This is a genomic window from Streptomyces sp. RGM 3693, assembly GCF_050471125.1.
GTDB lineage: Bacteria > Actinomycetota > Actinomycetes > Streptomycetales > Streptomycetaceae > Streptomyces.
In genome coordinates this window covers 3,628,933-3,641,188 of record NZ_JBMPPQ010000001.1, presented here as the reverse complement: position 1 = coordinate 3,641,188, position 12,256 = coordinate 3,628,933, and the positions used below count along the sequence as shown (strand labels likewise).

At 72.0% G+C, this 12,256-nt stretch carries 13 protein-coding genes; 9 read left to right on the top strand and 4 right to left on the bottom strand.

The features are described from left to right. Positions 1-80 precede the first annotated feature (80 nt). From ACO0M4_RS16065 to ACO0M4_RS16055, 3 genes are all read left to right on the top strand, one after another. Entirely contained in the window at positions 81-1,238 is a 1,158-nt protein-coding gene (locus ACO0M4_RS16065; RefSeq protein ID WP_430370881.1) for a prephenate dehydrogenase, read from the top strand. Positions 1,239-1,424: 186 nt separating this feature from the next. After that, positions 1,425-1,802: a 5-carboxymethyl-2-hydroxymuconate Delta-isomerase gene (locus tag ACO0M4_RS16060; protein ID WP_430370880.1), complete on the top strand. Its 378-nt coding sequence runs from the start codon at positions 1,425-1,427 to the stop codon at positions 1,800-1,802. 215 nt (positions 1,803-2,017) lie between these two features. Continuing rightward, positions 2,018-2,299: an acylphosphatase gene (locus ACO0M4_RS16055; RefSeq protein WP_430370879.1), complete on the top strand. Its 282-nt coding sequence runs from the start codon at positions 2,018-2,020 to the stop codon at positions 2,297-2,299. A 54-nt stretch (positions 2,300-2,353) separates the two neighbouring features. Here ACO0M4_RS16055 and ACO0M4_RS16050 read toward each other — a convergent pair whose 3' ends face one another. Then, the gene (locus tag ACO0M4_RS16050) at positions 2,354-2,695 is read right to left on the bottom strand and encodes a DUF3040 domain-containing protein (protein ID WP_430370878.1); all 342 of its coding nucleotides are present in this window, start codon (positions 2,693-2,695) and stop codon (positions 2,354-2,356) included. A gap of 209 nt (positions 2,696-2,904) precedes the next feature. Here ACO0M4_RS16050 and ACO0M4_RS16045 point away from each other — a divergent pair, with 209 nt between their 5' ends. After that, a complete protein-coding gene (locus ACO0M4_RS16045; protein ID WP_430370877.1) occupies positions 2,905-5,499 on the top strand; it encodes a patatin-like protein in 2,595 nt (864 codons plus the stop codon). Beyond that, positions 5,484-5,627 (top strand): hypothetical protein, encoded by a 144-nt coding sequence (locus ACO0M4_RS16040; RefSeq protein ID WP_430370876.1) that lies wholly within the window; start codon positions 5,484-5,486, stop codon positions 5,625-5,627. Before ACO0M4_RS16045 ends, ACO0M4_RS16040 begins: the two co-directional genes overlap by 16 nt. A gap of 17 nt (positions 5,628-5,644) precedes the next feature. Here the strand turns inward: ACO0M4_RS16040 and ACO0M4_RS16035 are convergent, their stop codons facing one another. Beyond that, positions 5,645-6,139 carry a DUF402 domain-containing protein gene (locus tag ACO0M4_RS16035; RefSeq protein ID WP_430370875.1) on the bottom strand — a complete coding sequence of 165 codons (495 nt, stop codon included), beginning with the start codon at positions 6,137-6,139 and terminating at the stop codon, positions 5,645-5,647. A gap of 244 nt (positions 6,140-6,383) precedes the next feature. Between ACO0M4_RS16035 and ACO0M4_RS16030 the strand changes: the two genes are divergently transcribed. The 3 genes from ACO0M4_RS16030 (at position 6,384) to ACO0M4_RS16020 (ending at position 8,457) form a co-directional block, all read left to right on the top strand. Then, positions 6,384-7,121 (top strand): Type 1 glutamine amidotransferase-like domain-containing protein, encoded by a 738-nt coding sequence (locus ACO0M4_RS16030; RefSeq protein WP_430370874.1) that lies wholly within the window; start codon positions 6,384-6,386, stop codon positions 7,119-7,121. A 133-nt stretch (positions 7,122-7,254) separates the two neighbouring features. Then, positions 7,255-7,821 (top strand): SixA phosphatase family protein, encoded by a 567-nt coding sequence (locus ACO0M4_RS16025; RefSeq protein WP_430370873.1) that lies wholly within the window; start codon positions 7,255-7,257, stop codon positions 7,819-7,821. Between the two features lie 99 nt (positions 7,822-7,920). Further along, on the top strand, positions 7,921-8,457 hold the full coding sequence (locus tag ACO0M4_RS16020) for a hypothetical protein (RefSeq protein ID WP_430370872.1): 537 nt from the start codon (positions 7,921-7,923) through the stop codon (positions 8,455-8,457). 37 nt (positions 8,458-8,494) lie between these two features. Here ACO0M4_RS16020 and ACO0M4_RS16015 read toward each other — a convergent pair whose 3' ends face one another. Continuing rightward, positions 8,495-8,827 carry an SHOCT domain-containing protein gene (locus ACO0M4_RS16015; protein WP_430370871.1) on the bottom strand — a complete coding sequence of 111 codons (333 nt, stop codon included), beginning with the start codon at positions 8,825-8,827 and terminating at the stop codon, positions 8,495-8,497. 154 nt (positions 8,828-8,981) lie between these two features. Between ACO0M4_RS16015 and ACO0M4_RS16010 the strand changes: the two genes are divergently transcribed. Beyond that, the gene (locus ACO0M4_RS16010; protein WP_430370870.1) at positions 8,982-10,088 is read left to right on the top strand and encodes a hypothetical protein; all 1,107 of its coding nucleotides are present in this window, start codon (positions 8,982-8,984) and stop codon (positions 10,086-10,088) included. A gap of 47 nt (positions 10,089-10,135) precedes the next feature. On the opposite strand, the gene ftsH is transcribed toward ACO0M4_RS16010, so the two are convergent. Beyond that, on the bottom strand, positions 10,136-12,088 hold the full coding sequence (gene ftsH / locus ACO0M4_RS16005) for an ATP-dependent zinc metalloprotease FtsH (protein WP_430370869.1): 1,953 nt from the start codon (positions 12,086-12,088) through the stop codon (positions 10,136-10,138). Positions 12,089-12,256: the final 168 nt, after the last annotated feature.

The window sequence follows — 12,256 nt, the reverse complement described above, 5'->3', positions numbered from 1 at the left end:
TCCCGGGCCCGTCCGTCCGCCGTTCCGGCCGCGCCCGGGAACCCGCACCGCCCGCCCCCTCACGGCCGAGGAGCGCCACCTTGCACACCGCCGCAGTCGTCGGCACCGGACTGATCGGTACCTCCATAGCCCTGGCCCTGACCGCTCGCGGCGTGACCACCCATCTGATCGACCGCGATCCCGACCGCGTCCGGATCGCCGCCGCACGCGGCGCCGGCACCCCCGAGCCCCCGTCGGCACCGGTGGACATCGCGGTCATCGCCGTCCCGCCGTCGCACACCGCCCGGACCCTCGCCGACCACCAGAAGGCCGAACTCGCCCGCGTCTACACCGATGTGGCGAGCGTCAAGGCACTCCCGCACGCCGAGTGCCTGGCCCTCGGCTGTGACACCACAACCTTGGTGGGCGGCCACCCGCTCGCCGGACGGGACCGCTCCGGCCCGCTCGCCGCCCGCGCCGAGCTCTTCCAGGACCACCACTGGGTGCTCACCCCTTCCCCGGACACCAGCGAGTTCGCCCTCAACCGGGCCCTGGAAATGGTTTCGCTGTGCGGCGCGGTGCCGGTGCTGCTGGACCCGCCCGACCACGACCGCGCCGTGGCGCTGGTCTCCCACCTCCCCCACCTCATGGCGACGCTCACCGCCGCCCGACTGCGCGAGGGCGAGGCGTACGCGGTCCGGCTGGCCGGCCGCGGGATGCGCGACGCCACCCGGGTCGCGTCCGGCGACGCCGGGCTCTGGGCCGACATCCTCGCCGCCAACGCCGCCGCCCTCGCCCCGCTCCTGACCGAACTCAGCGCGGACTTGGCCACCGCCGCCCACGCCCTGTCCCGACTGTCCGCCACCGCCCCGGAACCAGAAGCGACGGCCGACGCCCTGGCCGATCTGACCGCGATACTGCACCGCGGAGTCGAAGGCCGCTCCCGCATCACACCCCCGTACGACGGCCCCGGAGCGCGCCCCCACACCGTGCTCTCGGTCACCCTCGGCGGCCGCGACCGGCCGCTGGCGCGACTGCTGGACGACGTGGACGAGGCCCGACTGGAACTGACGGGCCTGGAACTGACGGGACCTGAACCATCGGGACCGGCCACGGCAGTACCGGACCCGGCGGTCACGGGCCTTCCGTATGCCGGAGCCACACCGGCTGCGGCCGACTCCGTCGGACTCAAGGTGGCCCCGGACGTGGCCCACGCCCTCACCGAAGCCCTCCGCAACCGCGGCTGGACGGTCCGCTAGCCAACGACGACGTCCACGCCCACGTCCACGTCCACGTCCACCCACGCCCTCCCCGTCCGTCCGCTCATACCAGCGCCCCTTTCGCCCCGTTCTCCCTGAGTTCCGCGGTATCTGCTTGCACCTGGCGGTAGTTATCGGAAGTCTTCGGTGTCCGCTGCCAGCCCCACGTCTCGGAGGAGACCCCATATGCCGCACATCCTCGTCGACCACGACGCGCCACTGCGGGAGGTCCTGGACCGCCGCCGCTTCGCACACGAGCTCCACGCCCTCGCCGCGAAGACGGTCGACGGCATCACCATCGAGAGCTGCAAGACCCGGTTCCGCTGCGTCGACGACGTCGTCATCGCCCACGACGAACCCCAACAGGCCCTGATCCACGTGGACTTCGCGATCCTGCCGGGCCGCACCACGGAGACCAAGAGGGAACTGGGCCAGGCAGTCCTCGACCTGGTGCGCGCCCACACGGCGACCGCAACGGGCCTGACGGTGCACGCCTCCGTCGAGGTACGCGACCTCGACGCGGCCTACGCCAAGCACGTGCAGCCGGCGACCACCGGGCCGTGACGATCGGTAGCCGACTTCGGGAGCGTTACCGCTTTGCGGCGCTGCGGTTTCCCACGCCTCGCGGCGGGTGCGACGGGCTCAACAGTCGCCGATGGACGCTCGCGCTGTTCGCCGTGGACGCCCGAGGGCCGCGCCTCGGGTCCTCACCCGGGCGAAGGCACGCCGGACCCGGGTGGTCGTCCCCTGGCCGGACCCCGTGATCTACAGTCCTGCCCATGGTGCGGAAGCACGTGATCGTGTCTGGACGGGTGCAGGGCGTCTTCTTCAGGGACACCTGCCGCCAAAACGCGCTGGCGCGCGGTGTCTCGGGGTGGGTGCGCAACCTGCCCGACGGGGACGTCGAGGCGGTCTTCGAAGGTCCCGAGGAACGCGTCGCGCAGATGGTCGAGTGGGCACACCAGGGACCACCGTCCGCCGATGTGGCAAAGGTCGAGGTACGGGACGAGGGGCCGCAAGGGCTGAGCAGCTTCGAGGTCCTGCCCGCTCCTCGTCCGTGAGGGCGCGGCGCCCGGGCGGGGCGCAGCTCGCACCCGCCCGGCGCCCGTCTGCGCTCAGCACTGCGGTCCCCGGGCGTCCACGCTCCGCAGCCGCGCCCACCGGCCCATGAGCCGGGCCAGGCAGGTGAGCGTCAGCCCCCAGACCGTTGTGCACGCCGAGATCACCACCGCAGCGGAGGCCGTGGCGACCGAGCCCAACAGGACCCGGAACACGGCTCCCAGTCCGTGGGCCGCCCCACAGGCACCGCCACGCCGCGCGGACGGTGGTGTCCGCGACGGCCGGACGTCCCATCGCATGGTCGTCAGACGGCGGTCCAGTTCCGCGTCCTGCCCGCGCAAGTCCTGTTCGATCTGTGCCAGGAGGAATCGCTCCCGGCGGGAGAGTGCCTCAGCCATAGCGGTACGCCTCCGTGAGACCGCCCCCACGCCTTCCGCTCTCCCTCCCACTCTGATCCCGCCCCGCCCACCCGGCAATCGCTGCACCCCGGCCGCCGCGCCGCACCCCTGGTCGTCCGGGTCCCGCCCACGACGTCCCACAGGTGGCAGCAGCCGCGGCCGAGGCCGTCACCGTGGCGTGACCGCACCGTCACGACGCCGCCCACGAAGTGGAACCGACCGCCCCCGCGCGCAAGCATCGAAGTGAGGCACGCGGCACAGCCTCGTCGGATCCGCAAGTCGGCGGATTTCCGGGGCGCACGAGCGCGGGAGTTGGCATGACAACCGAAAATTCGGTGGCCCGTCATGAGACCCGGCTGGCACTGGTCCTCAACGGTGGCGTCAGCCTCGCTGTCTGGATGGGCGGGGTCACGCATGAAATGGATCTGCTGCGCAGGGCCTCCGACCTGGGCTCCGAGGAACCCGAAGACGCACGCGACCGGGAAGTCTTCGCTATCTGGCGCAGACTCGCCCAGAAGGCCCGGACGAAGGTCGTGATCGACATCGTCTCGGGCACCTCGGCGGGCGGCATCAACGGCTTGATCTTGGCGACGGCGATCGCCCGCGGAGCGCAGCTGCCGCCGCTCAAGGACCTCTGGACGCACTCCGCCTCCCTGGAGAATCTGCTGACACCGCCGCCCCGTATGAGCGTGCTGAACGGTGACACCTTCGCGTCGGAAGTCCACAACGCGCTCCAGCACATCAAGGGAAGCCCGGAAGGCAGTACGCATCCGGTCACGTTGTTCGTCACGGCGACCGCACTGGACGGGCGCGATCAAAGCTATCGCGACGGATTCGGCACGGAATTCCAGGTCCGCGATCACCGACGCCTTTACCGTTTCCAGCAGGAGAAGAAGAGCGAACACCTCAGCTACGAGCTGGACGACCAGCAGGAGTGGAATTTCACCAAGCGGGCCGTCTCGCATTTCACGGGCGAAAGCCTGCCGGAGCTCGTTCAAGCGGCTCGGGCCACCGCCGGCTTCCCGGTGGCGTTCCGGCCGGTTTCCGAGTTCCCGATGGTGGATCGCCGCGTGCTACCTAATCCCGAACTCGATTTTCCGGCCAGTTGCGTGATCGACGGCGGCGTCCTCAACAACGCGCCCTTCGGGCCGGTGCTCCAGGAAATCACCCGCCGCAAACTCGACGTCCCCATGAAGCGGGTCGTCGTCTACGTGGTCCCGTCCGTAGGCCGGCTGGCCCAGGAAAGCACCAAGAAATCCCTGTGCAGCGAGATCACCTGGAACACTGCCGCGTTGAACGCGATCCGCTATCCGCAGGAGGTGAATCTCCGGTCTGGTATGGAGGACCTCGCCGCCCTCCTCAGCACGAGCATCCGGGACCAACAGGCCGACCTGTTCCAGCGGCTGAGCGCGCCGGAGAGCCAGGGCGAGGGGAAACTGTACGAACACGTCCGCGGTGTGGCGAAAAAGCTCAACAACGAGTACCGCCGCAACCGGGCCATCGCGCTCCTCTACAACCTGCGCAAGCAGATCAGCCAGAGCAGCGACATCAGCACCCTGATCGTGACACCGGAATTGGACAGCGAACGGGTCGACGGCATCCTGGGCGCCCACCGATGCGACAACGGCACCTGGAAGAACCCGAGTTGGCTGCCCCGCTGGGACCAGGACCTGGATTTCGATCCCGCGCAGCCCTGGAACTGGGGGATCATCGCCGCGGAGCGCGTCATCCAGTGTCTGATCGGCCGCCTCCTCGAACTGCTCGAAGAGGAGAAGAGGGAACACGCACAAGAGTGCCTCGGTGTGGGCGGCCGCAAGGTCAGCCGCTGCCTGCGGGAAGTGCTGGCACTCGCCGACGCCCTCGATGCCGAACTCCGCAGGACCGCCGACCCGAACGACCTGGCGGAGGAAGGCGCCGCTCGCCTCTATGACGAGGTGTTCGTCCGACTGGGGATCCCGGACCGGCTGCGGGAGATCGTGCGGACGGCGAGCGAGAGCTACGTGCAGGCGATGGCGGAGGCGGAACTCCACAACGGCTGGAGTGCGCAGGAAGTGGTGAATGCGTGCCTGACCGTCGAAGTGCTCACCCGGGTGTACGCGCCGCCTTCGCAACTCGTGGAACCACTCGCGCCGAAGTTCGCCTTCCTGCGGCTGGGGCCAGACACGATGAGCCCGCTGTTCCACGTGGACCACTTCGACGACTTCGGCGAGCGCAAGCTGTACGGGACCCGACTGGCCCACTTCGGCGCGTTCGCCAACCCCGCCTGGCGGCAGTCCGACTTCGCCTGGGGCCGGCTGGACGCCGCCCATCATCTGCTCCGCCTGCTCGGCGGCATGGGCGAGCAGGAGCGCAGGCGCGAGGAGAAGTTGCTGCACCAGGCCATCCTCACCGCCGAGGCCCGCCGGACGGAACGCCCGGCGGGCCTCGGACGGCGCAGGGTGCCTGGCAGTGGATGGCGGGCCATCTCCTGGAACTCCGGCAAACCGACGAGGCGTTGCTGCTCGGGCACCTCAAGACCGACGAAGGGAAGAAGAACCTCAAGCAGATCGGCGACGCCGTACTGCGGCTGCTCGACGACACCGGCAGCCCGGATACTCCGGGAACTCATGGATGGCACAAGGTGTGGCGGACCGCCGTGGAATACGGCCGGTCCACCTTCGCCGACCGCCGGCACCTGGTCAGCAACGACCCCGAGCTCTCCCTCCGCCAGCGGAGCCCGGCGCGTCGTATCCCGACGGCGTACGTGCGGCACAGCGCCCGGGAGACCTACGAACGCTCCCCGCTTGACGTGCCCGAGGCCGTGAAGAAGGCGGCTGCCAAGACCGCGTGGGCGTTCCTGGCGTCCTCCTTCCTCTCCGGTGCCGCCTACCGCCGGTTGTGGCAGTCACGGCGTTCGGCCGCGCGGTTGGTGACCCGTCTGACCGGCCCGTGAGCCGGGGCGGCACGGGGTCACAGGGTGCGCAACCATCCCGTGCGGGCGAGCTCTTCGAGTGCGTCCAGGGACTGTCGGGCCCGGGCGGCGGCGGCCGGATCGCGGACCTCGATGCCGCTCTGGGCGAATTCGTCCTCGTCCAGGCGGAGCACGGTCGCCCCGTCCGCCGACTGCCACAGGTCCAGGTCCAGGTCCTCGACCGCGATGCCGTCCGGACCGACCTCGGCGGGGCGCGTCACATCGCAGTACCAGCCCTTGACCGAACCGTCGGCGGCCCGCACCTCCTTGACCGCGTACCAACGGTCACGCCAGTAGTGCTCGGTGAAGACGTCGCCCGGCTCGAACCGCACGAACCCGAAGTCCCGGGCGGTGGGCCGCGCCCAGGGTGCCCGTACGACGGCGCGTACCCCGTCATCGCTCACGACGGTGGCGGGGTACCGCACTTTGGTCCGCCCCGCCTTCGTCAGCGTGACGTGCACTTCGCCACCCACCGCCAACGTATTCCCAGTCACCACAGCTCCCCTTGCTCCCTCGCACGCGCGGATTCCGCCACCGAACGCTCGCACCCTCTCCCGGACCGCAGCCGCGAGGCCAGCGCTTTTACGGGGCGGCGCCGGCGTCGGCCCCGGCCACGCCCGGGCCGGGGCTCCTCGTCAGTCCGCCGGGCCGCTGGCGGGCCCGATCGGCCTGCGCCGCAACCCCGTTGACCTCGGGTCTGCGGAATCGTCCCTGCACCGCAGCGATAAGGTCGCGGTCATGACAGCACCGGACCCCACCATTCTCGCCACCTCCGGAGGACACCGGACGGGGGGCCGCACCATGGTGCAGTTCAACGCGCTGGTGCACCACGCGGTCGACCTCTCGGGCGCCCACGGCCGCCGGCCCCGCGTCATGTACGTCGGCACCGCCATCGGGGACGCCGAGCACTTCACCTCCCGGATGACCGAGGCCGCTCGGGTCGCCGGGTTCGATCTGACGCCCCTACACCTGTTCCCCATGCCCAACCTTGAGGACGTCGAGGGCGCGGTACTCGATCAGGACGTGGTCTGGGTCATGGGCGGCTCGGTGGCGAACCTCCTGGCCGTGTGGCGGGTGCACGGGCTGGACCTCGTCATGCGCCGCGCATGGCAGGCGGGGGTGGTGCTGAGCGGGGTGAGCGCGGGGTCCATCTGCTGGTTCCAGGGCGGCGCGACCGACTCGTTCGGCCCAGAGTTGCGCCCTCTCACCAACGCCCTCGGTTTCCTCCCGTACGGGAACGGTGTGCACTACGACGTCGACGAGGGCCGCCGGCCGCTGATCCACCGGTTGGTCGCGGACGGCACCCTGCCGGTGGCCCACTGCACGGATGACGGGGTGGGGCTGGTCTACCGCGGTACCGAACTGGTCGAGGCGGTGACCGAAGTCCCGGGCAAGGGCGCGTACCTCGTCACCCGCGACGGCGACTCGGCGGTCGAGGAGCGCATCGAGCCGCGCCGACTCGCCGCCGTTGTGTAGCGCCGCCGCGCCCCCGTCAGTCCAGGGTGCCGAGTGGGGCGGGGCCCTCGGGTGGGCCCGGGTCCGTACCGTCGGTGTGGTGCCCGGGCCGAGTTAGCCTGCCGGTATCGCCCCTACTCCAGGGAGCCGTTCGATGTCTGCCTCCGCTGCCGCGGGTACCCGTCTGATCGTGCTGCGGCACGCGAAATCGGCCTGGCCGGAGGGCGTGCCCGATCACGAGCGTCCGCTCGCGGGCCGGGGTCGTCGTGATGCGCCGGCGGCCGGCCAGTGGCTTCGGCAGAAGCGTTACACACCCGACGTGGTGATCTGCTCGACGTCCCGGCGGACCCGCGAGACCTGGGATCGGGTCGCCGCGGAACTCCGCCCGCCGCGCACGCCCCCTACGGGTCTGCCGGCCCCGGAAGTGGTCTTCGAACCCCGGGTCTACCAGGCGAGCGCGTCCACCCTGCTCCAGGTGGTGCGCGCGCTACCGGACCGGTGGCGGACCGCGCTGTTGATCGGCCACCAGCCGGGCGTACAGGACCTGGTCGTATCGCTGGCCGGTGGGGGTGACGACGACGCGCTCGCCGGGGCCCGCGGCAAGTTCCCCACGGCGGCGGTGGCGGTGCTGACGCTGCCCGGCGGGTGGGCCCGCCTGGCGCCGGGCACCGCGACGCTCACCGCCTTCGCCGTGCCCCGCGGTCCGAAGGGCGGTCGCTGAAGGCCCCGGCCCGAGGCGCGGCGAACATTCACCCCCATGGTCCGCACGCCCCGCCTGCCCGCCGCGCGGGCCGGGGAGTCCCCGGCGATCCTGTGAGGCATGGCGGATGGTACGGGCGCCGGCGACCGGACAGACGATCCGGGCCGAGGCATCGCCCAGCGGCAGGAGGAGCCGCACACCGATTACGGGGGTGCGGTCTACGGCTCCCTCCAGGCCGCGTCGGTGGTGGCCGGCACCGCCGCGTTCGGGCCGTTCCCCCGGGCCGGGCTCGTGCTCCTGCTGCTCATCACCGGCCTGGTCTTCTGGGTGGCGCACGTGTACGCCCGGCTCGTCGGTGACCTGGCGTCGTACCGGTACCTGACGTGGGACCGGATCCGGCATGTGGCGGGTCAGGAGTGGCCGATCGCGCAGGCGGCGGTGGCGCCGGCCGTGGCCGTGGCGATCAGCCCGCTGCTGCGGCTGGACCTACCGGGGACCGCGTGGTTCGCGCTCTCCGTCGCCGTGGCCGAACAGATCGGCTGGGCCACCGCGGCCGCGATCCGCGCCCGGGCCTCGCGCCGCCTGGTGGCCCTCTCGATCGCCGTGAACCTGGTACTCGGCCTGATCATCGTGGTCCTCAAGGCCAACCTGCACTGAGCGCGCCCGGCGTGACCCGACGGAGCCCTGCGCCAGGTCACGCGGCCGGCGGGTCGGGCTTGGTCGGTCCGCCCGGTGGGGAGCGGAGCACGGCCAGCCGCCGCTGGTACTCCTCGTCCTCGATCTCACCGCGGGCGTACCGCTCGGCGAGGATCCGTTCCGCCGTGGGCGACCCGCCGGGTGGGGCGCCACCGGGGCGCCAACCGGGGTAGCGACGGCTCGTCTCGTCTTCGCCGGACGGTCCCGGCCGGAGCACGGCACGGAAGATCAGCACACCGACCGTGATCACCAACGCCCAGAACAGGACCATGCCGACCGTGGCCGCCAGCCAACCCCACCCGCCGCCACCGTGGCCGTACCAGAACAACATCGGACCTCACCTTCCCGCTCGGGACGGGTGCGGACCCTGTCGAGGGCCGCACGCTCAATGGTGCCCTCACCTCGATTCTCGCTCGCCGGGGCCGGGGCAGGCGCATGCTGGAGGTGCGGGGCGGCGGCCCCGTCAGGTCGTCATGGTGGTGGCGATGCGACTGACCTTCCTCGAACCGCTCTACAAACAGCCGGGCCCGTTCGCGTCCGTGTACGTGGACACGTCGCGGGACGGCGCCCTAGCCGATCCGGACGCCGCCCTCGCGCTGCGGTGGCGACGGCTGCGCGACACCTTGGTGGCCGAGGGCGCCGATCCAGACTCGATCACCGCCGTGGCGGGCACGGTGGGCTGCGATGCCGACGTCCCGGGGGCGCACGGGCAGGCGCTGTTCACCGCGCACGGGGCGCTGGTGCTCCAGGGCGAACTGCCGGATCCGCCCGTCCGGGACACCGCCCACTTCGGTGCGCTGCCCGACACCATGCCCCTCATCGCCCAGCACGCCCCGGAGATCCCGTACCTGGCCGGTTACGTCCACTACACGGGGCGCCATTCCCTGGAGGCCACCGGCACCGTCCACGTCGAGGCCGAGGCCGGCTGGTGGCCGCTGACCAAGGTCTCGCCCGGTGAGCGGATCGACGCGCGGGTGCCGGTCGCCGACTGGCCGCAGACCGCGGAACGGCTGGGCCGTCTGCTGGCGGCGCGGGCACACCGGCTCGACGCCGAGGCGCTGGTGCTGGCCGGTGACACCTGGGCCCGCGGCATCCTGACCCGACGGCTCCCCGCGCGGCTGCGCGACCGGGTCGTCGCGGTCGACTCGGGTGGCGCACCGCGGCCGGGGCGCGCGCTGCTGGAGCTGCGGTTGGAGCGTCTGTTCCGCGGGCGGATGGCCGCGCACGACGAGTTCCTGGTGGGGGCCTTCCTGGCCCGGCGGGCGCACCGCGGGGCGGCTGCCGAGGGGCTGCCGGACACCGTGTCGGCACTCCAGCGCGGCCAGGTCAGCGCGCTGTTCCGCACGGACCGCGGCGACTCGGCAGGGCGGTGGTTGTGGGTGGGGCCGGAGCCGGCGCAACTGGCGCTGTCGGAGGGCGAGTTGCGGTCGTACGGCGTGCGCACGGTCCGCCGGGAGCAGGTCGACGCCGCCCTGGCGCGGGCTCTGGTGGGGACGGGCGCGGAGTTGGTCCTCGTACCCGAGCGGCGACTCCGGCTGCGGGACGGCACCGGTGCGCTGCTGCGGTACGCGGATTCCCCGGTGTCCCCGTGAGCGGTGTCCCCGTGAGCGTGGGGCGCCGGCCCGGCCGGACGGTCGGGTCAGGGCGGGGGGTGTGCGGGCCCGGTGGCGTGGCCTTCGGGGCCCGTTCCCGGCTGCTGCCGTAGCACGTCGTGGACGACCGAGCCGTCGATCGTCTCGCGCGTGGTCAGCAGGTCGGCGAGGTGTTCCAGGGCCGACCGGTGGTCGCGGAGCAGGGTGATGGCGCGCTGTTCGGCCTGTCGGACCAGGCGGGCGGTCTCCTCGTCGATGAGGCGTTGGGTCTGCTCGGAGTAGGGACGGTGCAGGGTGTCGCCGGGGGCTTCGTCGCCGAGCCGGTGCAGGGCTCCCGTGGTGGCGTAGCCGACCGGGCCGAGGGCCGGTGAGAGGCCGAAGTCGCGGACCATGCGGCCGGCGATCTGGGTGGCGCCGGCCAGGTCGTCGGCGGCGCCGGTCGAGCCTTCGCCGAAGACCACGAGTTCGGCGGCCCGGCCGCCGAGCCGGACGGTGAGCAGGTCGGTGAGGTAGCCCTCGGTGTAGAGGTGCCGCTCGGCTTCGGGGAGTTGTTCGGTGGCGCCCAGCACGGGGCCGGCCGGCAGGATGGTCACCTTGGCGACCGGGTCGGCGTGTTCGCACAGCGCGGCCACGAGGGCGTGGCCGGACTCGTGGACGGCGACCGCGTGGCGTTCCTCGGGGAGCAGGGCGTTGGAGGACTCCCGGCGCCCCAGGAGGACGCGGTCCCGGGCGTCATCGAGGTCCTGGGCGGAGATGACGGTGTTGCCGGCGCGGACGGCGTGGATCGCGGCCTCGTTGACGAGGTTGGCGAGGTCGGCGCCGGAGAAGCCGGGGGTGGCCCGGGCGACCACGTTCCAGTCCACGTCGGGGGTCAGTTTCTTGCCTCGGGAGTGCACGGCGAGGATCGCGGCCCGCTCGGTCTGGTTGGGCAGCGGGACGGTGACGTGCCGGTCGAAGCGGCCGGGGCGCAGGAGTGCCGGGTCGAGGGCTTCGGGGCGGTTGGTGGCGGCGAGCACCACGATGCCGCTGCTCTGGTCGAAGCCGTCCATCTCGGCCAGCAGCTGGTTGAGGGTCTGTTCGCGTTCGTCGTTGCCGCCCAGCCGGACGCCGCCGCGGCGGCTGCCGACGGCGTCGATCTCGTCGATGAAGATGATCGACGGGGCGCGTTTGCGGGCCTCGTCGAAGAGGTCGCGGACGCGGGAGGCGCCGACGCCCACAAACATCTCCACGAACGCCGATCCGGTCACCGACAGGAACGGCACCGCCGCCTCGCCGGCGACGGCCCGGGCGATCAGTGTCTTGCCGGTGCCGGGCGGTCCGACCATGAGCACTCCGCGCGGCCCGGTGGCGCCGACCACCGCGTACCGCTCGGGGTGTCGCAGGAAGTCCACGACCTCGCTGATCTCCTGTTTGACCCCCTCGTACCCGGCGACGTCGTCGAAGCGGGTGGTGGGGCGCTCGGCCTCGATGATCTTGGCGCGGGAGCGGCCGATGCTGCTGAGCCCGCCGGTGAGGCTGCGCGCGGCCTGGCGTCCGGTCCACAGGAACAGTGCGCCGAGCAGAACCAGCGGTAGCAGCACGGCGGCCAACGGTCCCACCCAGCTCCCGCCGCCGTTGACGCTGGAGGCGGTGATGTCGATGTTCTTCGCGCGCAGTTGCTGGGCGAGGCCGGTGTTGCCGAGGGCGGTGGGGATCTGGGTGGTGAACTTCCGGCCGTCCTTGAGTTTCCCGGCGACGCCGCCCTTGTCGTCGATGTCGACGGTCTTGACCTGCCCGGTGTCCACCTTGCCGAGGAAGGCGCTGTACGTGAGGGAGGTCCCCGAGGGGTTGTGCGCCCGGCTGAGCAGCAGGACGAAGATCGCCACCAGGATGATCGGCAGCAGCCACGGCCGCCAGACGGGGGCCCGTGGGTCGGCCGGCGGCTTGGGCGGCTCCCGGGGTGGCCCCGGCTTCGCCGAGCGCGTGGCGTGGCGCCCCGACAGGCGCACTGCGGTGATCACGACGGCCCCCTACGGCTCCTTCGCGGGTGGGACTTCCCCTTCCAGGAAACTCCTGGCGGCCCCGTGACGGGCTTGGCGGCGGGCTCCTCGTCTCCTCCGCCGACACGTTCCGCTCCCCCTCCTCCACGATCGGCTGTCCCGACCGGTTCCGCAGGGCGGGACGCCCGC